At 66.1% G+C, this 20,471-nt stretch carries 18 protein-coding genes, 1 other RNA gene and 1 riboswitch; of the genes, 11 read left to right on the forward strand and 8 right to left on the reverse strand.

Annotation, left to right across the window (positions count from 1 at the left end; translation table 11 throughout):
* Nucleotides 1–2: 2 nt before the first annotated feature.
* From aroA to JCQ34_RS12045, 7 genes are all read left to right on the forward strand, one after another.
* Entirely contained in the window at nucleotides 3–1,391 is a 1,389-nt protein-coding gene (aroA, locus tag JCQ34_RS12015) for a 3-phosphoshikimate 1-carboxyvinyltransferase (RefSeq protein WP_286397839.1), read from the forward strand.
* Nucleotides 1,375–2,490 (forward strand): ribosome small subunit-dependent GTPase A, encoded by a 1,116-nt coding sequence (gene rsgA, locus JCQ34_RS12020; RefSeq protein WP_286397841.1) that lies wholly within the window; start codon nucleotides 1,375–1,377, stop codon nucleotides 2,488–2,490. Before aroA ends, rsgA begins: the two co-directional genes overlap by 17 nt.
* Before the next feature lie 45 nt (nucleotides 2,491–2,535).
* Complete coding sequence (hisN, locus tag JCQ34_RS12025; protein ID WP_142133387.1) at nucleotides 2,536–3,348, forward strand: histidinol-phosphatase; 813 nt, start codon at nucleotides 2,536–2,538, stop codon at nucleotides 3,346–3,348.
* Between the two features lie 152 nt (nucleotides 3,349–3,500).
* Nucleotides 3,501–3,614: riboswitch (SAM riboswitch) on the forward strand.
* Nucleotides 3,615–3,651: 37 nt separating this feature from the next.
* The gene (locus JCQ34_RS12030) at nucleotides 3,652–5,070 is read left to right on the forward strand and encodes an aminotransferase class V-fold PLP-dependent enzyme (protein WP_286397843.1); all 1,419 of its coding nucleotides are present in this window, start codon (nucleotides 3,652–3,654) and stop codon (nucleotides 5,068–5,070) included.
* 101 nt (nucleotides 5,071–5,171) lie between these two features.
* Nucleotides 5,172–5,930, forward strand: coding sequence for a class I SAM-dependent methyltransferase (locus tag JCQ34_RS12035; RefSeq protein WP_286397845.1), 759 nt, complete (start codon nucleotides 5,172–5,174; stop codon nucleotides 5,928–5,930).
* A gap of 49 nt (nucleotides 5,931–5,979) precedes the next feature.
* Nucleotides 5,980–6,693 (forward strand): metal-dependent transcriptional regulator, encoded by a 714-nt coding sequence (locus JCQ34_RS12040; RefSeq protein ID WP_286397847.1) that lies wholly within the window; start codon nucleotides 5,980–5,982, stop codon nucleotides 6,691–6,693.
* A gap of 59 nt (nucleotides 6,694–6,752) precedes the next feature.
* On the forward strand, nucleotides 6,753–7,130 hold the full coding sequence (locus tag JCQ34_RS12045; RefSeq protein WP_286397848.1) for a hypothetical protein: 378 nt from the start codon (nucleotides 6,753–6,755) through the stop codon (nucleotides 7,128–7,130).
* Between the two features lie 43 nt (nucleotides 7,131–7,173).
* Here the strand turns inward: JCQ34_RS12045 and JCQ34_RS12050 are convergent, their stop codons facing one another.
* On the reverse strand, nucleotides 7,174–8,157 hold the full coding sequence (locus tag JCQ34_RS12050; protein ID WP_286397850.1) for a S1C family serine protease: 984 nt from the start codon (nucleotides 8,155–8,157) through the stop codon (nucleotides 7,174–7,176).
* A gap of 219 nt (nucleotides 8,158–8,376) precedes the next feature.
* Between JCQ34_RS12050 and JCQ34_RS12055 the strand changes: the two genes are divergently transcribed.
* Both JCQ34_RS12055 and JCQ34_RS12060 read left to right on the forward strand, forming a co-directional pair.
* Nucleotides 8,377–9,486 (forward strand): acyltransferase family protein, encoded by a 1,110-nt coding sequence (locus JCQ34_RS12055; RefSeq protein ID WP_286397852.1) that lies wholly within the window; start codon nucleotides 8,377–8,379, stop codon nucleotides 9,484–9,486.
* 9 nt (nucleotides 9,487–9,495) lie between these two features.
* The gene (locus JCQ34_RS12060) at nucleotides 9,496–9,960 is read left to right on the forward strand and encodes a pyridoxamine 5'-phosphate oxidase family protein (protein WP_286397854.1); all 465 of its coding nucleotides are present in this window, start codon (nucleotides 9,496–9,498) and stop codon (nucleotides 9,958–9,960) included.
* Nucleotides 9,961–10,020: 60 nt separating this feature from the next.
* Here the strand turns inward: JCQ34_RS12060 and JCQ34_RS12065 are convergent, their stop codons facing one another.
* Complete coding sequence (locus JCQ34_RS12065) at nucleotides 10,021–11,076, reverse strand: zinc-dependent alcohol dehydrogenase family protein (protein WP_286397855.1); 1,056 nt, start codon at nucleotides 11,074–11,076, stop codon at nucleotides 10,021–10,023.
* Nucleotides 11,077–11,486: 410 nt separating this feature from the next.
* On the opposite strand from JCQ34_RS12065, the gene JCQ34_RS12070 reads away from it, so the two are divergent.
* Both JCQ34_RS12070 and JCQ34_RS12075 read left to right on the forward strand, forming a co-directional pair.
* On the forward strand, nucleotides 11,487–11,957 hold the full coding sequence (locus JCQ34_RS12070; protein WP_286397857.1) for a pyridoxamine 5'-phosphate oxidase family protein: 471 nt from the start codon (nucleotides 11,487–11,489) through the stop codon (nucleotides 11,955–11,957).
* 49 nt (nucleotides 11,958–12,006) lie between these two features.
* On the forward strand, nucleotides 12,007–13,026 hold the full coding sequence (locus tag JCQ34_RS12075; RefSeq protein ID WP_286397859.1) for a zinc-dependent alcohol dehydrogenase family protein: 1,020 nt from the start codon (nucleotides 12,007–12,009) through the stop codon (nucleotides 13,024–13,026).
* A 92-nt stretch (nucleotides 13,027–13,118) separates the two neighbouring features.
* Here JCQ34_RS12075 and JCQ34_RS12080 read toward each other — a convergent pair whose 3' ends face one another.
* From JCQ34_RS12080 to JCQ34_RS12105, 6 genes are all read right to left on the reverse strand, one after another.
* The gene (locus JCQ34_RS12080; protein ID WP_286397861.1) at nucleotides 13,119–14,144 is read right to left on the reverse strand and encodes an ATP-dependent 6-phosphofructokinase; all 1,026 of its coding nucleotides are present in this window, start codon (nucleotides 14,142–14,144) and stop codon (nucleotides 13,119–13,121) included.
* Nucleotides 14,141–17,323 carry an HAD-IA family hydrolase gene (locus JCQ34_RS12085; protein ID WP_286397863.1) on the reverse strand — a complete coding sequence of 1,061 codons (3,183 nt, stop codon included), beginning with the start codon at nucleotides 17,321–17,323 and terminating at the stop codon, nucleotides 14,141–14,143. The genes JCQ34_RS12080 and JCQ34_RS12085 overlap by 4 nt, the downstream gene beginning before the upstream one ends.
* 57 nt (nucleotides 17,324–17,380) lie before the next feature.
* Nucleotides 17,381–17,845, reverse strand: a complete 465-nt coding sequence (locus tag JCQ34_RS12090; protein ID WP_286397865.1) for a pyridoxamine 5'-phosphate oxidase family protein — start codon at nucleotides 17,843–17,845, stop codon at nucleotides 17,381–17,383.
* A 182-nt stretch (nucleotides 17,846–18,027) separates the two neighbouring features.
* Nucleotides 18,028–18,396: a transfer-messenger RNA gene (ssrA, locus tag JCQ34_RS12095) on the reverse strand.
* Nucleotides 18,397–18,469: 73 nt separating this feature from the next.
* Nucleotides 18,470–18,943, reverse strand: coding sequence for an SsrA-binding protein SmpB (smpB, locus tag JCQ34_RS12100; protein WP_043453530.1), 474 nt, complete (start codon nucleotides 18,941–18,943; stop codon nucleotides 18,470–18,472).
* 82 nt (nucleotides 18,944–19,025) lie between these two features.
* Entirely contained in the window at nucleotides 19,026–20,465 is a 1,440-nt protein-coding gene (locus JCQ34_RS12105) for a M23 family metallopeptidase (protein WP_286397869.1), read from the reverse strand.
* Nucleotides 20,466–20,471 lie beyond the last annotated feature (6 nt).

Raw genomic sequence — 20,471 nt, forward strand, 5'->3', positions numbered from 1 at the left:
GAATGACCGCAACAGCTGCCACCAGTGACGGGTCCGGAACACCTGTTGAGCACTGGGCCGCACCCTTTGCGTCCCGGCCCGTCGATGCCACCGTTACGGTGCCCGGATCAAAGTCCCTGACCAACAGGTACTTGGTCCTGGCAGCCTTGGCGGAGGGGCCGTCCCGGCTGCGTGCGCCCCTGCACTCCAGGGATTCCGCACTGATGATCGACGCGCTCCGGCAGCTGGGCGCCACTATTACCGAGGTGCCCGGGGACGGCGACTTTGGCCCTGACCTGGAGGTGCTCCCGCTGCCGGCAGCCGCCGGGGCGTCCGTCACCAGGATCGACTGCGGGCTGGCGGGCACGGTCATGCGGTTCGTTCCGCCGCTGGCGGCGCTCCGCAACGGAGCCAGCGTCTTCGACGGCGACCCGCACGCCCGGAAGCGTCCCATGGGGACCATCATCGAGGCCCTCAAGGCCCTGGGTGTGGCCGTCGCCTCCGAAGATGGCTCCGCGCCGTCGTCGCTCCCGTTCGTGGTGGAAGGCAAGGGCACTGTGCGGGGCGGCCATCTGGTGATCGACGCCAGCGCATCGTCCCAGTTCGTTTCCGCCCTCCTCCTGGTGGGGGCGAGGTTCGACGAGGGGCTGCACCTGGAGCACGTGGGGAAACCGGTGCCCAGCCTGGACCACATCAACATGACCGTGGCCGTCCTGCGCGGTGCGGGCGTGACCGTGGACAACTCCGTTCCCAATCATTGGGTGGTGGCGCCCGGGCCCATCCGTGCCTTCGACCAGCGGATCGAGCAGGACCTTTCCAACGCCGGGCCGTTCCTGGCGGCCGCACTGGCTTCGAAAGGTACGGTGCGGATACCCAACTGGCCCGCGGAGACCCAGCAGGTGGGAGACCTGTGGCGTGACATCCTCGCGAAAATGGGCGCACAGGTCACCCTGGCCGACGGCGTCCTGACCGTCACCGGCGGCCAGGAGATCAAGGGCGGCAACTTCGCCGACACCAGCGAACTCGCCCCCACTGTGGCAGCCCTGTGCGCGCTGGCCACCGGCCCGTCGCGGCTCACGGGGATCGCACACCTGCGCGGACACGAGACGGACAGGCTCGCGGCCCTGGTGGCGGAAATCAACCGGCTCGGCGGAGACGCAGAGGAAACCAGCGACGGCCTCGTGATCCGTCCCGCCCGGCTGCATGGCGGCGTCGTCCGCAGTTACGCCGACCACCGCATGGCCACTGCCGGCGCTATCCTGGGCCTGGCAGTGGAGGGCGTGCAGGTGGAGGACATCGCCACCACCGCCAAGACCATGCCCGATTTCCCCCAGCTGTGGGCAGGCATGCTGGCCCAGGACGCCGCTGCGGCATCCGGACCGGAGGAGCCCAGCGGTGGCGCGGCGCACTGACTCCTGGGACGAATCCGACGTCCGCATCCGGCCGAACAAGAAGGGTTCCAGGCCCCGCACCAAGGATCGGCCCAGCCACGACGACGCCGTGACGGGACGGATCATCACGGTGGACCGTGGCCGGTACACGGCAGTGGTGGGTGAGGACTCGAAGAACGAACGCGTGGTCATCGCGGCACGCGCCCGCGAACTTCGCCGCTCGCCGGTGGTTGCCGGCGACTTCGTCTCGCTTGTGGGGGACGTGTCGGGCGCGCCGGACACGCTGGCCCGCCTGGTGAAGATCCAGGACCGCAAAACGCTCCTGCGCCGCAGCGCCGACGACACGGACCCGATCGAACGTGCCGTAGTGGCCAACGCCGACCAGCTGGTGATCGTGGTGGCGGCGGCCAACCCCGAGCCGCGGACCGGGTTCATCGACCGTGCCCTGGTGGCCGCATACGACGCCGGCATCGATCCGATCCTGCTGGTCACCAAGGCCGACGTCAAGGACCCCGCGGAACTGTTGTCCAACTACACCCACCTGGATTTCCCGGTGATCATCAGCCGGACTGCTGACGCCCTGGCCTCGGGCATCGACGCGCGCTCCGACGACGGCCTTTCGGCCCGGCTGGACAGCGCCGCCGTGGCCGGGCTCCGCGCGCACCTGGACGGCAAGGTCACGGTCATGCTCGGACACTCAGGCGTGGGCAAATCCACCATGGTGAACGCGCTGACCGGGGCCGAGCGGGCCACCGGCGGAGTCAACGCGGTGACCGGCCGGGGCCGGCATACATCGTCGTCGGCCCTGGCGCTGCGCCTGGCGGACTCGCCGGCCGGCAGCTGGATCATTGATACTCCGGGTATCAGGTCCTTCGGCCTGGCCCACGTGGACCCTGACCGGATCCTGCGCTCCTTCCCGGACCTCTCCCCCGGCATCGAGAACTGCGAACGGGGCTGCAAGCACACGGCGACCGCAGTGGACTGCGGCCTTGACGACTGGGTGGCTGACGGACACGCAGGTCCCACCGGTCCCGCACGGCTCGCGTCGCTGCGGCGGCTGCTCGGCACGGATCCAAGGCTGGAAGCACAGGAAACCAAGGAGCTTGGCAGCGTCAACTGACGCGTTCTCCCCGGAAGAAGCGCGGGCAGACGGTAGTTTGGAACCATGATCCAACCCGCTTCGAGCTACAACGATGACCTGCGCCTGGCACATGTCCTGGCCGACTCCGTGGATGACCAGACCATGAGCCGCTTCAAGGCCCTGGATCTCCACGTTGAGACCAAGCCGGACCTGACGCCGGTCACCGATGCGGACAAGGCCGCCGAGGAAGCCATCCGCGGGCAACTCTCGCGTTCCCGCCCACGTGACGCGGTCCTGGGCGAGGAGTTCGGCAGCACGGGCCACGGTTCGCGGCGCTGGATCATCGACCCCATTGACGGGACCAAGAACTTTGTCCGCGGCGTTCCGGTCTGGGCCACGCTGATCGCCCTGGTGGATGAAGGCGAACCCGTGGTGGGGGTGGTCAGCGCACCGGCCCTGGGCAAGCGCTGGTGGGCGGCAAAGGGCATGGGCGCGTACATGGGCAGGTCCCTGGCGGCTGCCACCCGGCTCCGCGTCTCCAACGTCTCCAGCCTCGCCGATGCCTCCCTCTCCTACTCCAGCCTCACCGGTTGGAAGGAACGGGGGAACCTTGATGAGTTCCTGGGCCTCACCGAGGACGTATGGCGGACCCGGGCCTACGGCGACTTCTGGTCGTACTGCATGGTGGCCGAGGGCTCGGTGGACATCGCCTGCGAACCGGAGCTGAACCTCTATGACATGGCCGCCCTGGTGCCGATCGTGGTGGAGGCCGGGGGGCGTTTTACCTCCCTCGAAGGCGAGGACGGACCGTTCGGCGGGAACGCCCTGGCCACCAACTCCATCCTGCACTCAGAGGTCCTGCACCGGCTGAACCCTTACCTGGATGATTTGCTGTAACGGTTGACGTTCTCCCGGCAAAACGAATAAAGCGACGGCGGACACCTCCCAAAGGAGGTGTCCGCCGTCGTTTATTCGGACGAGCGTAACAAAGGGCTTAACAATTGCCGCGGGTTCAGCCTGGGCCGCCGCATGTCCTACGCTTTTATCCAGGTCACGAGTGCCAGCGCTAAACCCCGGTTTGCTGGCCGGCAACCCTCCATTCGCGGTGGGGTGCCCCGGGTGACGACCAGGCCGGTCCGGAGTGGATGCGGCAAGCGCGGATTCCACTATGCCGGAGTCCTGTAGTCAAGTGAGGTCTCTGTGACAACTGCCACCGTCTCCCCCCAGCCCGCCATCACCGAAGCCGCCGCTGCTGCTGAACTCCACGCCATTGCCGGCCGGCCCCTCGCGGCGGTCACCGGCGCGGAAATCCAGGCACCGCTGATCACCGGCGGGCACGTCCGGTACGCGAACCTCGACTGTGGCGCATCGGCCCCGGCGCTCTCCGTGGTATCCGCCTACCTCAACGAGATCCTGCCCTACTACGCCAGCGTCCACCGCGGGGCAGGCTACGCCTCCCAGATCAGCACCTCGGTCTACGAAAATGCACGCAGCATCGTCCGGGACTTCGTGGGCGGCCGGCCGGACGATTCGGTCATCTTCACCCGCAACACCACAGACTCGCTGAACCTCCTGGCAGGTTGCCTCCCCCTCACCGACGGCCGCCCCGACGGCGATGTGCTCTACCTGGACATCGAACACCATGCCAACCTGCTGCCTTGGCAGGGCGTACCGCACCGGAGCATCGTCGCCGCAGAGACGATCACCGGCACCCTTGACGCCGTCCGCGCGGAGCTGGAGCAGGGCGGGGTCAGCCTGCTGGCAGTCACCGGCGCTTCAAACGTCACCGGCGAGATCCTTCCCATCCGGGCCCTGGCCGCGCTGGCCCACCAGCACGGCGCACGGATCGTGGTGGATGCTGCCCAACTCGCACCGCACCGCCGGGTGGACATCAGCGCCGACGGCATCGACTACCTCGCGTTTTCCGGCCACAAGCTGTACGCACCGTTCGGCGCCGGCGTCCTGGTGGGACGCCCTGACTGGTTGGACGCGGGCGTCCCGCACCTTGCCGGCGGCGGCGCGGTGAAGGAAGCAAGGCTCGACGGCGTCAGCTGGGCCAGTGGCCCGGCCCGCCATGAGGGGGGCTCACCGAACGTCCTCGGAGCCGCAACCCTGGCCCGAGCCACGCAGGTCCTCGCCGGGCTGGACCAGGACCGGTGGCACGCCCACGAATCGGCCATCCGCTCCTTCCTGGTGGAGGGCCTGCAGGACATCGACGGGGTCACCGTCCACCAGATCTTCAAGGACAGCAACCCGGAAACGGACACCATCGGCGTGGTCAACTTCTCCGTGGAGGGCTATGACGCAGGACTGGTGGCCGCCTACCTCGCAGCCGAGCACGGCGTGGGGCTGCGCGATGGACGCTTCTGCGCCCATCCCCTGCTGAAGCGCCTGGGCCTGCCGTCAGGCTCGCTTAGGGCAAGCTTCGGCGTCGGCTCACGGCTGGAGGATGCCGAACGCCTCCTCGCGGGCATCCGAGCGCTGCGCAGCAAGGGCTTGGGCTGGGACTACGTAGTGGACGCAGGCCGGTGGGTGCCCGCCAACGACGCCCGCACCTACCCGCACTGGGCACCCAACACCCCGGGAACGGCCGGCGCAGCGCCCTGCATCGACGACTAGGCAGCCTGGCGGGAAGAAGGCTGCTTCCCCGACGGCTGGAGGTGGTCCCATGCGGTAAATTCGAGGGGCAATCACCGGCAACACACAGAAGGAGGCCACGCGTGGTTCGGGGTGGCCCCAGGCTTGATCACGGACGGCGCCGGGAGCTCGGGCAGAGCTTCCAGGATGGCGGCAGGCACTACCATCGCATCCGCCCGGGATACCCGGAAGAATCGGTCCGCTGGCTGGTGCCCACCGATGCCCATGACGCCCTGGACGTCGGTGCGGGTACCGGGAAATTCACCGCGTTGCTGCTGGACCTGGGACTGGACGTCACCGCCGTCGACCCCTCAGCGGACATGCTTGCCCAACTGAAGGCCCACTGCCCGGCCGCCAGGGCTGTGGTGGGCACCGCCGAGGCGACCGGCCTTCCCGCCGCGGCCTTCGACGTCGTCACCGTTGCCCAGGCCTGGCACTGGTGCGACCCGCTGGCCGCAAGCACCGAACTCGCGCGGGTACTGCGTCCGCATGGAACCCTGGGCCTGGTCTGGAACCAGCTGGACACCTCCGTGCCCTGGGTACACCGCCTTTCCCGGATCATGCACGCAGGTGACGTGTACCGGCCAGGCCACAAACCCGTGGTGGGGCCTGAGTTCCACGGGGTCGAAGGACACGTCAGCCACTGGCAGGACACGGTGACCACCACGGACCTGATGGAGCTCACCAAGTCGCGCAGCTACTACCTCCGGGCCGGCGAGGCCACGCGGGCGAAAGTCCTGGGAAACCTGGACTGGTACCTGCACGAGCATCTTGCGTACGCCCCTGACCAGCAGCTCGAACTCCCCTACCTCACATTGGCCTGGCGCGCCGTCAAGGCATGACCGGCGCAGCACACGCTGCCGCCGCTGCCCAACCGGTAGGCTTGGACCTGTGAAGACCAGCGCGCCCTCCTCCTCGATCGAGGATTACGTCAAGGTCATCTATTCGTTCACCGAATGGCAGGACAAACCCATCACGTCCTCGCAGCTGGCACAGCGGCTGGGAGTGGCCAATTCCTCGGTTTCCGAGATGGTCCGCAAGCTCAAGGACCAGGGCTTGGTGGACCACAAGCCATACAGCGCCGTCGCCCTCACCGAGTCCGGCTTGCGGCTGGCGCTGGCCATGGTCCGCCGCCACCGGCTGATCGAGACCTACCTTGTCCAGCGCCTCGGCTACAGCTGGGACGAAGTCCACGATGAAGCCGAACAGCTGGAGCACGCGGTCTCGGACACCTTCATTGAACGCGTCGCGGCCAAGCTCGGAGACCCGAAGCGGGATCCGCACGGCGACCCCATCCCCACTGCCGATGGCCAGGTGCTGATGCCGCGTGCCCACCTGCTCGCCGAACTGGACGAAGGCCACAGTGGCCGGATCACCCGGATCAGCGATGACAACCCCGAGCTGCTGCGGTACCTCGCCGCCCAGGACATCGATCTCGACGCTGACGTGGAAGTGGTGGGACGGCGCCCGTTCGGCGGCGCCCTGGTGGTGCGGATCGGCAGCTCCGACGCACCCCGGGACTACGACCTTGCCGATGAAATCGCCTCGGCACTGTGGGTCTCCAGCGACACTCCGCACGCCGGCTGCCTCCTGGACGGACCCTAACGCGGCGATGCCACCGGCTCCGCCTGGCGATTTGGCCGCCTCCCGTATGGTTGGAGGTGATGATCAGCAGACGCGACGCGGCAATAACCCTTGATGTTCCCCTTGAAATGGCACAGCGCCACGGCCTGCCCAAGTGGATGACGGAGGCCGAACTCCGCGCCATTCTGGACAATCCCCCGCCCTGGCTTGTGCAGTCGCGCGCCAACCGGACGGGAAAGCGGCCCGTTTGGGTGCACCTGGAATGCGCCGTCTGCGGCTATGAGGAAGCGGCGCGCCCCAAGAAGTGGTGGCCAGACTTTACGTATGTGGTGTGCGGACACCACCCGCCGTCGGAAATTCCGCCCGTCCGCGCCGGCTGCGTCCGCAGCGAGTACGACGGCGTGGGGACGCGTTTCGTGGGCATCGCGGACGTGGAAGCGCCCCCGGTTCGCCTATAGGTCACCGGGGTGCCTGCGCAAGGTGCCGGACCGCCGTCGAACCCTATGCCGTTCCTTTGGCTGTCATTTCCTCCGGAACAGGGGTCAGGTGCAGTTCGGCGCCGTCGCGCAGCACTGCCACGTCGAGCGGCTGGCCGATGGCGTCTGCAAACAAGAGCCGCTGCAGGCTCTCGGCATTGTTAACGGGGCGGCCCCCGGCCGTTACGATGATGTCCCCTGCGGACAGGCCCGCCGCATCTGCGGGTGAACCGGGCAGCACCTCTACGACGCGAAGGCCTTCGCGCAGCCCCGTCCGGATCACCGCACTGGGGGTGAGCTGCATCGGAGTGCTGACCAGGCCCAGGTAGGCGCGGCGCACCCGCCCGTCCGCCAGCAGCGCGGAGATGATCCTGCGGGTGGTGGCGTTGATCGGGATGGCCAGCCCCAGGCCGGCACCCGCCACCGCGGTGTTGATGCCCACGATCCTGGCGTGGGTGTCTGCCAGCGCACCGCCGGAGTTTCCAGGGTTCAGGGCTGCGTCCGTCTGGATGACATCTTCAATCACACGCCTGTTACCACCTGACCAGACAGGGATGGCACGGCCCAGGCCGCTGACGACCCCTGCAGTCACGGAACCCGCCAGCCCCAGCGGGTTCCCCACCGCCACCACAAGCTGCCCCACACGCAGGGACTCGGCCGCGCCGAACTCGGCGGGCCGGACCTTGGGCCGGGAACCGTGGACCACCGCGAGGTCGGACAGTGGATCTGCACCCACCAGCTCGAGTTCCATCCTGCTGCCGTCGCCAAAGACCGCATAGCCCTGCCTGGTTCCGGCCACGACGTGCGAATTCGTGAGCAGGTAGCCGTCCTCCGTGAAGAGCACCGCCGAACCCGCTCCCACCCTGACCCGGCCATTGTGGCGCTGGGCAGTCATCTCGATGGCCGCCACATGCGGGGTCACCGCTGCCGCTACCCGCATGACAGTCCGGGAGTAGGCGTCGAGGACGTCGTCGTCCTCCGGTTGTTGGGATTCCGGCGCCTGTTCCATGGCGCACCTCCTGCCTTCGTTCTGCCCTGTTCCGCTTCGATCAACCGGGGCGGTGGCTTGCCCTACAGGGGCCTTATGAAAACAACGACGGCCGGGACGGGTCCAGTCCCGGCTTCGCTACGCCTTGGGTGAACGGGACGTCGAGGGCGGGTTGTTTTCCAGCCTCAAAATTCCATCAAGTCGAGGAATTCGCTATTCGGGCGCTGCTAGCTTGATGCAATGTCACGGGGAAGTCACGGTTCAGCGCCAGTTCAGCCGGAAGCAAAAGCGCGCATCGAGTGGATCGACGCGGCACGCGGGCTTTGCGTCGCAGCGGTGGTCCTGTTCCACGTTGGGCTGTGGCATTTCCTGAGGTTTGAGCACGACAGCAGCGTGGCCTTCACGTTCTGGGACGCCGTGGCAACAGGACTTGGATCTGTGCGGATGCCGCTCCTTCTCGCGGTTTCCGGAATCCTTGCCGCTTCCAAGGTCCGCAACGGGTTCGGCAACGGAAAGGCGTGGAGCTCCAGCCTGAGCAACTACTACCTGTATGCCGTCTGGCTGCTTGTCTATGCGCTCCTCAGCATTGTCCTGGCTGATTCCCCGCGGCCCCAGCGGGTGGTGTCCGTCGGTGACTTCTTCCTGCAGCTGATAGCCCCGGATACTCCCCTGTGGTTTATTTTTGCCCTGGCCGTCTACGTACCACTACTGACCTTCTGCAGGAAGCTTCCGCCGTCGGTGGTGCTGGCCGCGCTTGCCGTCCTGAGCATCCTCACTGCCCTGTTCCTGGACACCACCGCGGGGCAGTGGGGCAAGGTGCCGGAGTTGGCCGTTTTCTTCGCGGCAGGAGTGTACGGAAAGAACCTCTTCCTGCACATCGCCGAAGCCCGCACGGTGCTCTGTTTCGCTGTGGCCGCCCCAGTCTTCGTCGCCCTGATGGCGCTGCCGGAGATACATCCCGGCATCGACCAGGCCGTCTACATCCTGCAGGGACTGGCGGCGGCCGCGGCACTTGTGGCCTTCATCAGTGCCATCACCAGGTACCGGCCCATTGCCGCGGTGGGGTCCTGGGTCGGCCGCCGCACCCTTGGCATTTACCTCCTGCACACGCCGATCATGGACTTCCTTGTCCTGGCTTTCCATGGGCCCTTGTCACCGGTTGCGCCGGCCATCTCGAACTCGGTGCCCATGGCCCTGCTGTACCCCCTTGTGCTGACCTGTGCGGTCATCGCAGCCTGCGTAGGGTCCGAATACCTCCTCAGGAAGTGCGGGCTCACTTTCCTCTTCCAGCGTCCCGGCTCGGCTCCGGGCCGGGTCCCCTCCGGTGCGCGGCTGCTGTCCAGGCTCTAGGATCGGACCATGACTGATTCCCCTGCAGGGTCTCAAACGGAAATCCTGGCCGCCGATGAGTGCTGGAAGTATCTTCGGTCCTCCTACATCGGCAGGCTGGCGGTCATCAACGGTGACGTTCCGGAGATCTTTCCCGTGAATTTCTCCGTAGCTGGGGAAATTCTGGTGTTCCGCACCGCGCCGGGCACAAAGCTTCGCGCCCTGCTCAGCGGTGCAGTTGCCGCCTTCGAGGTGGACGGGCTCAATCCGTATGCCACGGAGGTCTGGAGCGTGGTGGCGAAGGGCAGGCCCGAACCCTTCGATGAAACCCGGATGTCCCTGCCGGACGCGGACGCCGACCGGGAACCGTGGCAGCCGGGTATCAAGGACCACCTGGTGGCCCTTACGCCTACGGACCTCAGCGGGCGCAGGTTCGCGGTCAGGTCACGGACGCGGTGGTGGCCGCCGGTGGATTTTTCCGCCGACTGGCTGTAGGGATTGGCTGTCGTCCCCGGCCTGCTTTGGAACTGAACGCTGCCGTTTGGGCTGGACGCTTCAGGGCTGGAGGACCACCTTGAGCGCTTTGGTCTCGGCGGCGCGGGAGAAGGTGTCGTAGGCGTCGAGGAACTGGTCGAAGCCAAAATGGTGTGTGGCGAACTTTTCCGCCCGGATTTTTCCCTGTGACACCAGCTTGAGCAGCATGGGCGTGGTGTTGGTATTCACCAGTCCCATGCTGATGTTGATGTTCTGGATCCAAAGATCCTCGAGGTGCAGTTCCACCGGTTTTCCATGCACTCCCACGTTGGCCACCGAACCGCCCGGCCGGACAATGTCGGTGCACATCGCGAACGTCGCCGGCACGCCCACCGCTTCGATGGCCACGTCGACGCCGTGTCCGCCTGTGAGAGCCAGGACCTGTTCCTTCCAGTCAGCGCTGCCGGAGAGGACCGTATCCGTGGCCCCGAACTCCTTCGCCTTGTGGAGGCGGTTGGCGTCCAGGTCGATGGCCACCACAGTGGCGGCGCCATAAAGCCCTGCCGTGGTGATTGCCGCCAGACCCACCGGCCCTGCACCCACCACCGCGACGCTGTCGCCGGGCTTGACCCTGCCGTACTGGACCCCGATTTCGAAGCCGGTGGGAAGGATGTCCGAGAGCATGACAGCCTGTTCATCGCTCACGCCCGCAGGCAACAGGTGCAGAGAGTTGTCAGCGTAGGGCACGCGAACGTATTCGGCCTGGGTGCCGTCGATCAGGTGGCCGAAGATCCATCCAGTGCCTTGCTGGCCTTCTGCTCCAAGGCAGTGTGAGTACAGGCCCGACTTGCAGTTGGCACAGTGCCCGCAGGATTTGATGCAGGAGATGATGACGCGGTCGTTGACCTTGAGGCCGGTCACGGAAGGGCCGGTCTCCACCACCGTGCCCACTCCCTCGTGGCCCAGGATCCGGCCCTGCTGTACGGCGGGCACGTCACCTTTGAGGATGTGCAGGTCGGTACCGCAGATGGTGGTGGTATCGACTTGGACGATTGCGTCGCCGGGTTGCTGGATCCGGGGGTCGGGGACGTCGGTCCAGGACTTTTCGCCGGGTCCGCCATAAACGAGGGCTTTCATGGGCTGTTTCCTTAAGGTGAGGGCCGGCGCTGGGTTCGCCGGCCGGCTGTTGATGTCTGGCGATGGGCTGGCTGCATTTCCGCGGGCTGGAGAACGGGAAGGCCTTCCCCTGGTGGCCATTCGGTCCGGAGTTTTGCAAGGTGCAAAGTCGCAAGCACCAGGAACAGCGCCGAGAGACCAAGTGCCTGCAGGAGTGCCGCCCCGTCCGGCACTGCCCCAAACAGGGGCGTAACCAGCCCACCCGCTGCAGATGCGTCAGCATGGCCACCTTTCGCAGGGAAGATCAGCTTCCCGGGTGTCTCCCCAGCGTCCCATCGGCCCTCCCGGCGTCCAAGGGCCTTAGGTCCTTCCCTTGAGGCCGGGCCTTTGTGCCCTTTTCGGAGGCAGGAGGGTTGCCTACGCTTTGGCGTATGACTGACAACACGAACGTACCGGCGCCGGAAATCCTTGACGCGGAGGAATGCTGGGCACTCCTCTCCCAAACCGGGGTGGGACGGCTGGCCGTCATCGCCGATGGCCATCCCGACGTCTTTCCCGTCAACTACAAGGTGGACGGCCAATCGCTGGTTTTCCGCACGGGCAGCGGCACCAAGCAGCAGGCAATCCAGTCGGATGCCGTTGTTGCACTGGAAGCGGACGCGGTCAGCTCACAATTCGGTCTTGCCTGGAGCGTCGTCATCAAGGGCAAGGCACAGGAGACGACGCCCACGGGCCCTGACCTGGATGAGATCCGCCGTGCCTTGTTTCCGTGGCAGGGCGTCGGGCAGGAGCACTTCATCCGCATCACGCCGGAGTCCATCACGGGGAGGCGCTTTACGGTAAGCGCGCCGCTGCTGTGGCAGACCCCGCTGGATGATGCAACCCGGGCGGGCTTCGAATAAGGAGCCGGCGGGGCGGAGGCACCGGCAGGCCAACGGAGCGGGAGGCGCTGTGCGCGCATGGTGGGTGAACGAGCCCGGACCCATATCCACCCGTCCCCTGGTGCTGGGACACAGGGACACCCCCAGTCCTGCCGCCCGCGAACTCCTGGTGGAGGTTACCGTCTGCGGTGTCTGCCGCACAGACCTCCATCTCGCTGAAGGAGACCTGGCACCGCAGCATCCGCACGTGGTGCCCGGCCACGAAGCAGTCGGCGTCGTCATTGAAACGGGGGCGGACTGCTCCCGTTTCAGGCCAGGAGACAGGGTTGGGGTGGCCTGGCTTGGCGGGACCTGCGGCAAATGCCCCTACTGCCGCCGAGGTGACGAGAACCTTTGCTCGTCACCGGTCTTTACCGGTTGGGACCGGGATGGCGGCTACGCGGAGCACCTGACGGTGGCGGAGGACTTCGCCTACCCTGTGCCCGCCCCGTTCACCGACGAACAGGCTGCACCGTTGCTGTGTTCCGGGATCATTGGGTACCGCGCCCTGAAACGCGCCGCGCTGCCGGTCGGCGGGCGCCTGGGCATCTACGGATTTGGCAGTTCAGCCCACATCACGGCCCAGTTGGCGCTCAAACAGGGCGCCTCCGTGTTCGTGATGACGCGTTCTGCGAGCGCGAGGTCACTGGCACTGGAGTTGGGAGCGGAGTATGCAGGCGACGCGTACGCCGAACCGCCAGTACCGCTCGATTCCGCTATCCTCTTTGCCCCGGCAGGCAACCTGGTTCCCGTCGCACTGCGTGCCCTCGACCGTGGCGGGACGCTGGCCATTGCCGGGATCCACCTGACCGACATCCCGGCCCTGGGTTACGCCAGGGAACTCTTTTTTGAACGGCAAGTGCGGAGCGTGACCGCCAACACCAGGGCGGACGGGCACGAGTTCCTCACCCTCGCAGCCCGGCTGTCCCTGGCCCTCACCACCACGGTCTACCCGTTTGACGCTGCGGACAAAGCCCTGGAAGACCTGGCGGCGGACAGGGTTACCGGATCGGCGGTCCTGCGGGTCCGACCGGAACATGATGCGCCATAGTTTTTGCAGAGCGCTTTATTCAGAAATCCCCGCACCCAGGAAGCCCAGGAAGCCCGCCCGGGAACACGCGGGCTTCCCGTGACCGGGGCAATTCAGCCGAACAGGACGGCAGCTTCCTGATAGCGCGCCTCCGGCACCACTTTCAGTTCCCCCAGCGCCTCCTCCAGCCCGACGTTCACGATGTCCGTGCCACGCAGCGACACCATGGTTCCCCATCTGCCCGCTGCTGCGGATTCGACGGCGGCCAGGCCCAGGCGGGTGGCAAGGACACGGTCGAAGGCCGTGGGTTCGCCGCCGCGCTGGATATGCCCCAGGACGGTGGCCCGGGTTTCGATGCCGGTCCTGATCTGCAGTTCCCCTTCAAGCAGCAGTCCAATGCCGCCCAGGCGTGGCCTGCCAAAAGTATCCAGGCCGCGGGGCGCGTAAGGCGCCGCGTGCCCCTCGGGTGCGAAGGCTTCGGCCACCACCACAAGGGGCGCCCTGCCCCGGTCCCGGGCGGACAGCACCCACGAGCAGACCTGGTCCAGGGATACGGGATGCTCCGGTATCAGGATGGCGTGCGCGCCTGAGGCCATTCCGGAATGCAGCGCTATCCACCCGGCGTTGCGGCCCATCACTTCCGCGACCATGCAGCGGTGATGGGATTCCCCCGTGGTCCGCAGGCGGTCTATCGCTTCCGTGGCAGTCTGGACTGCGGTGTCAAAGCCAAAGGTGTAGTCCGTGGCGCCAAGGTCGTTGTCGATGGTCTTGGGCACCCCCACCACGTTGATGCCTTGCGCGCACAGTTCCCGGGCAGCCGCCAGCGTCCCCTCTCCCCCGATGGCAATCAGGCCCTCCAGTCCGTTTCGCCGAAAACAGGCCCGTACCCCTTCGATTCCATTGCCCACCAGCGGGTTGGTCCGGGACGTGCCCAGGATGGTTCCGCCCAGGCGTGAGATCCCACGGACGCCCGTCCGGGGCAAGGGAATAGCGTCCTGTTCCAGGACACCCCGCCACCCGTCCCTGAATCCGACGAATTCGTACCCGTGGGCGACGTCCCCGCCCAGTACTGCTCCCCGGATGACGGCGTTGACCCCCGGGCAGTCACCACCACTGGTGAGGATCCCCAGCCGCTTCACGACGCCACCAGTCCGGGTTCCCGGGCAGGTATCGGAAAGTGCCGGGTCCGGCCGGGAGTCAGGACAACATCGGTGCCGTACACATGCACCTTGATGGGGCCGGCGTCGCCGGGGGCGGAGGCGATGCTCATCCGGCCGTCCTTGAGGTGCACCCGAAGCCGATGCCCCCTGTACAGGACCTCGAAGGCCACGGCGCGAAGACCCGTGGGCAGGTTGGGAGCGAATACGATCGTCTCCCCGCTGAACCGAAGGCCCGCGAAGCTGCGCTGCACCACGTCGATCGTGCCGCCCATCGCGCCCAAATGGATCCCCGCGCGCGTGGTGCCGTGCTGGGTGTCGTCCAGATCGGCGTCGAGCGCTTCCCGGAAGCTGTCCCAGGCCCTGTCCGCGTCCAGGCCTGCCAGGACGGATGCGTGCGCAACCCTGCTCAGTGTGGACCCGTGGGCAGTCCTGGCCAGGTAATACTCGATGGTCCGGTTGAGTTGTTCCTGCGTGAATCCGTAGTGCAGCCGCTGGAGGATGGTGACCAGTCCTTCGTGGCCCAGCAGGTACGGCAGCATGAGGACATCCGCCTGTTTTGCCAGCTTGTAGCAGTTGGTCGCGTCGTCTTCAGCTTCCAGGATCAGGTCCAGCCGCTCAATGTCACCGTACTCGTCCCGGTAATGCTCCCAATCAAGCTCCTTCAACTCCCCGTAGCCCTCGAACTGGCTGATGACGCCGTCACTGTGAAAGGGGACGTACATCGCAGTTCCCATGTGCGCCCACCCGGCTGTCTCCTCCTCGGTGACGCCGAGGCGTTCCATGAGCCCGGCACGCTCGCTGCCATGGAGGAAGGACAGGATCCCCGCCGCCTGGGAGCAGACCCACGCCGCCATGACGTTGGTGTAGGCGTTATCGTCCAGGCCTGGTTTGTCCCGGCCGGGATAGCCTGTGTGGTATTCGTCCGGTCCCACCACACCGCGCAGGTGGTACCGGCCGCCCGGCTCGTCGTACCAGGCCAGGGAGCGGAAGAACCTGGCAACCTCGATGACCAGCTCAGCCCCCTTTTGGAGGAGCCAAATCTTGTTCCCGGTGGTCTGGAAGTACTGCCAGGCGTTGAAGGCGACGGCGAGGCCCGAGTGGACCTGCAAATGCGAGTGGTCCCTCACCCACCTGCCGGACCTTTCGTTGTACAGCCATTTTGGTGTCTCCTCGGTCCCGTCACTGCCGCTTTGCCACGGAAACTTGGCCCCTTCCAGCCCTTCGACAGCTGCAGCATCCCGGGCAGCGGGAAGCCGCCGCCACCGATAGTCGAGTACGGAGCGGGCAATGTCGGGCGTCCTTGAGGTGAGTACCGGCAAAACGAACAGCTCATCCCAAAAGACGTGGCCGCGGTAGCCTTCGCCATGCAGGCCGCGCGCGGTGACGCCGGCATCGAGTTCGGCCGTGTGGTGCGTCAAGGTCTGCAGCAGATGGAAGATATGCAGGTTAAGGACCAGTTGCACCTGGACCGGGGCGTCGATGTCCACCAGGAACGGCCGGAGTTCGCGCCGCCAGGCCTCCTCGTGCGCCGCCAGCAGCGCATCATAGTCTCCGCCCGTGCGCTCCAGCACGGCCCTGGCCCCCGTCTCCGGGGAGGAGATGGCGCGGTCGCGGGAGGTTACCACTGCCACTGTCTTGGTGATCCGCGCCGCCTTGCCCGCCTCAAGGGAAAGCAGGAAGGTGTGGAAGTGGTACGCACCTTTCCTGCCCTCGATTCCGGCCGCCTCGCGGCGAAAGAATGTTCGGTAGGCTGCAGCGATGCGGATCAGGCTTTGGGTTGTTTCGACTTCGACGACGGAGGTTGCGTCGGGTGGCCCCTCCGGGCTGGAGCCGCGCAGGGCGGTCCTGTCGGCGAGATGGACGTCGGAGCCCTGGGCGCGTTCAGGCAGGTTGGCGTTACGCACGGCGGCATTTATTCCGCTGCGGACTTCCACGTCACCGTTCCAGCCTAGGGCAGTGATTACCGTTTCGAGGACCAGCAGGTGGGGTTCGGCCATGGATGCAAAGCGGGTTTGCACCACTTCCAGCCGCCGGTGGTCCGCGCCCTCCAACAGCAGCCTGCGCTCAAGCAGCGCCTTTTTGAGGTCCAGGACACGGCGCTCCCGGATTACGGTCATCCCGCCCTCCGACCACCACGGCTGGCCGGACAGGCGCAGATCGAGCGGCAGGCAGTCCGGTGCGTTGACCATGTGTTCTTCCAGTAGCGTCTCTCCGGCTGCCGTGGCCAGGACCCGGTTGTACACGCCCGCAAGATACATTCCTGCGTAGCTGAAGGGGCCGCCCTCGGGTGCCGCCCCCCGGACGCCCATGTAGCCGTTACCGAGGGTAGTCAGGGCTTCCCGGTGTCCCTCGTGCGCGGCGTCGAACCCTTCGTAAACGAGGTGCCAGGCGTTACCGATGACTTGTCCCAGGTCCAGCTCTCCCACGTCGTTGAGGACTATTCCCGCACCGGCCGCTTCGAGCTGGCGGCGGTTACCCGTGCGGTCGATTCCCACTACGAGGCCGAACCCGCCCCGCCGGCCGGCTTCAACCCCCGCCGCCGAATCCTCCACCACCACGGCGTGCGCCGGGGCCACCCCGAGCCGTGACGCGGCCGCGAGAAACACGTCCGGTGCAGGCTTTCCGCGCAAACCCAGCCCGGCCGCCGTCGTTCCGTCCATCACTACGTGGAACAGATCGTGGATGCCTGCCGCCTGCAGGACCAACGCGGCGTTGCGGCTTGACGTGACCACGGCGGTTGGAACCGCCGCGCCCTCAAGCCGCTGCAAAAGTTCGAGCGTCCCGGGGTAGCTCTGGACGCCGTCGTCCCGGAGGTGTTGCAGGAAGTATTCGTTCTTCCAGGCGCCCAAGCCGAATCCCGTCCAGGCTCCGGCTTCGTCAGTATCTTTCCCCTTTTCAATCTGCACCCCGCGGGCGGCCAGGAACCGCACCACCCCTTCCTCACGCGGCATCCCGTCAATGAAGGTGAGGTAGTCCGCCCTGCTGAGGGTGGCACGGTTGGCGCCCGCGGGAACCCGGGGGTCGTGCAGGATCCGGTCAAACGCATCTTTCCATGCAGCCTGGTGGACCAGCGCCGTGTTGGTGACCACCCCGTCGAGGTCGAAAATGACGGCGTCGAATGGTGGCTTGGCGGCAGCGGCGGTGGGCGACCCGATCATAGGTCAGTGGTACCAGCAAGAGCACGTTCCGGAAAGGGCCGATGGGCCCGGCGCCGGCTACGCAGTGCCCCTGCCTGCGGCGTGTCCCACGTGGTTCCACCAGGTCAGCGGCGACGTGATGGTGAAACGCCTTCCGCTGACGGCGGTGGGGACAATGCGGACGAAGTGGTCCTTTTCGCCCGCCTGCCAGGGAAAGAGTGTCAGTCCGGCCCCGGTCAGGAGTTCCTCTGAAGGGTCCAGAATGACGGCCCTGCCTTTGACCAGCACGCTCCACGCCTGGGACGTGTCATGGCCGTCGGCTTCAAGCGCGACGGCGAGTGGTCCCCCGGCTGCGCGCAGTTTGGTTCCTTCCCCGGTGCGGAACACAACTGACTGTTGGTCCACCTTGAAGTTGACCGGAAAGACTTCCGGATACCCGTCCACCAGTACGGCCAGGTGGCCGACGGACACTCCCCGGAGGAGGTCCCAGCACGTTCCGGCATCCAGGACTTCGGTGGGCGTTTGCGGGGCGTCATTGTGCATGATCCGAACATAGCGGCGCGCCGGCCCGGGGACTAGAGCATTTCGTCCCAGCCGAGGAGTCGCGTTTCAGTACAGACTCCCGGCACGCAATCACCGGCGCAGGGCAAAGAAAAACACCCCGGTCCGAAGACCGGAGTGTTTTCGATGACTCGAGCCATCCGTGAAGGATGGCCCGAACCGTGGGGTGGAGATGGGGGGAATTGAACCCCCGTCCGATGTCGTGTTGTCAGGGCTTCTCCGGGCGCAGTTTGCGTCGGATTTTCTCGGCCCCAGCCATGCTGCAAACAGCTAGCTGATCCGGGCCCAGTCATCTAAAAGTCCCGTTTACTCCGATGACGGGAGCAAACAGCAGTGGCTATCTAAATGACGCCAGGATCCGGGGCGATAGCAACCCCGGGCTGACGGACTGTCTTACTGCTTAGGCAGCGAGAGCGAAGTCAGTGCGCTTAGATTCGGCACTTATTGGTTTGCAGAAAGCGTTTACGAGATAATTCTGCATCCTCGGCCCGCTTCACCTGTCGCGACTAACACCGTCGAAACCGATCATCCCCGTATTTTGTTACCAAACCGGCTGGCAAGCCTGCCGGACTATTCATACTAACGTATGCCTCGGCGAAATAATTCCTACCGGCGCCGGTTGCGTTCGCGCATCTCGCGCTGGGCCTCGCGGTTGTCCTGCTGCTCCCGCAGCGTCTGCCGCTTGTCGTACTCCCGTTTACCGCGGGCAACGGCGATTTCCACCTTGGCGCGGCCGTCCACGAAGTAGAGCTGCAGTGGCACGATGGTGTAGCCGGCTTCCTGAACCTTGCGGGAGATCTTGATGAGCTCCTCGCGGTGCAGCAGCAGCTTACGGCGCCGGCGGGCAGCATGGTTGGTCCAGCTGCCCTGGTTGTACTCGGGAATGTGGATGGCTTCCATCCACAGTTCGTCGTTATAGAACGTGCAGAATCCGTCCACCATGGAGGCGTGGCCTTCGCGCAGGGACTTCACTTCGGTGCCCATCAGCGCGATGCCGGCCTCGTAAGTGTCCAGCACGTGGTAGTCGTGCCGGGCCTTGCGGTTGGTGGCCACCACCTTACGGCCACTTTCTTTAGGCACGGGAAAACTCCTCAAGTTCAGGTTGACAGCTCCCCGCCTGGCGGCGCGGAGCTATCCCAGTCTACGGCAGCGCTGTTCTGCCCTACAGCAGCCCCATGGGGTCTACAGCCTTGCCGTTGAGCCAGGTTTCGAAGTGGGCGTGGCAGCCGGTGGAGTTGCCTGTGCTGCCGGAGTAGGCGATGAGCTGGCCCTGGGAAACGTGTTGCCCGTTCGAGACCACGATGCTCGAGTTGTGGTAGTAGATGGTGGTCAGGGTGTTGCCCTGCACCAGGCCATGATCGATCTTGACGCGCCACCCGCCACCGTCGGCGGAGTTCCAGCCGGAGCTGAAGACCTCCCCGGCCGCCGCCGCGTATACGGGGGTGCCGCAGGCCGCACCGAAGTCGATTCCGGTGTGCATGTAGCCACCGGTGCCATAGAAGTCGATCGTTCCCGGCGGGGTTGTTCGGTAGCCAAAGCCCGAGGTGATGGGGATGCTGCCGTCGAAGGGGTGGCGAAGGCCAAAGGCCGACGGCGACCCCACTGCGGGCGGTACGTACGGCTGGACGGGCGGGGCGGGTCGGTTCGCTGCCGCGGCAGCAGCGGCAGCAGCGGCGGCAGCCGCAGCAGCAGCCTCTGCCTGTCGGCGCTGCTCCGCTTCCCAGGCTTCGCGGGCTTTGCGGTCGCGTTCTGCGATCTCGTTGGCCACTTGGTTCTGGTTGGCCTGGACACCGGCCAGTTGGGCCTGGATTCCCGGCTTGGCTGCCTGGAGCTCGGCGTCAAGGCGGGTGGTATCAGCGATCAGTTGGTCTACCTGGGCCTTCTTCGCTGCTGCTTCGTCGCGCGCAGCCTTTTCCCGTTCGAGCGCGGCGTCGGCTTTGGCCTTGAGGTCCTTGATCTCCGCTTCCACGGCCTGGAGGCGGGCTTCGGAGTTGACGTTGGTGGCATTCTGCTGGTTGAGCTTGTCCATGGCTGCGTTCTGGCTGCGCATGGCCTGGTCCGCCAGGTCCATGGTTTCAGTCAGGCTGCTGCCGCTGATGGAACCGAAGAACAGGGACAGATTGGAGGGAACGCCACCGGATTTATAGGCCTGCGTGGCGATTTGGCCGATCAGTTTCTTGGTGTCGGCGATCTTCTGCTTGTCCGTTTCCAGCTGCTGGGTGATCTTGGCCTTGTTCTGCTGGGCCATGTCGACACGCGCGGCCAGTGCCTCCGATTCCTTGACGGCGCTGGCCACGCGGCCCTGCGCGTCGAGCAGCGCCTGCTGAGCACCCGGCAACTGGCCCTGGTAGATCACCAGGTCGCCGGCGGCCTTTGCGATCCGGGAATCGACAAATTCGAGGGAAGCCTGCACGCGTGCGGCTTCTGCTTCGAGCGCGGCTTTGCGGTCCTCGAGGTCGTCGGCGAAGGCGACGGGCGTGGCAACCGCCATGCCCGCAGAAAGCATGATGGTGAGCACGCCGCTAACGATCCCCAAGCGGCGCGCAGCGGCCCGTCCCTGGCTGTGGCGGGGACGGGGCAAGGTTTGATCAGTTACGTTCATGGGCAT

It is taken from the genome of Pseudarthrobacter defluvii (assembly GCF_030323865.1).
In the GTDB taxonomy this organism is placed as follows: Bacteria; Actinomycetota; Actinomycetes; order Actinomycetales; family Micrococcaceae; genus Arthrobacter; species Arthrobacter sedimenti.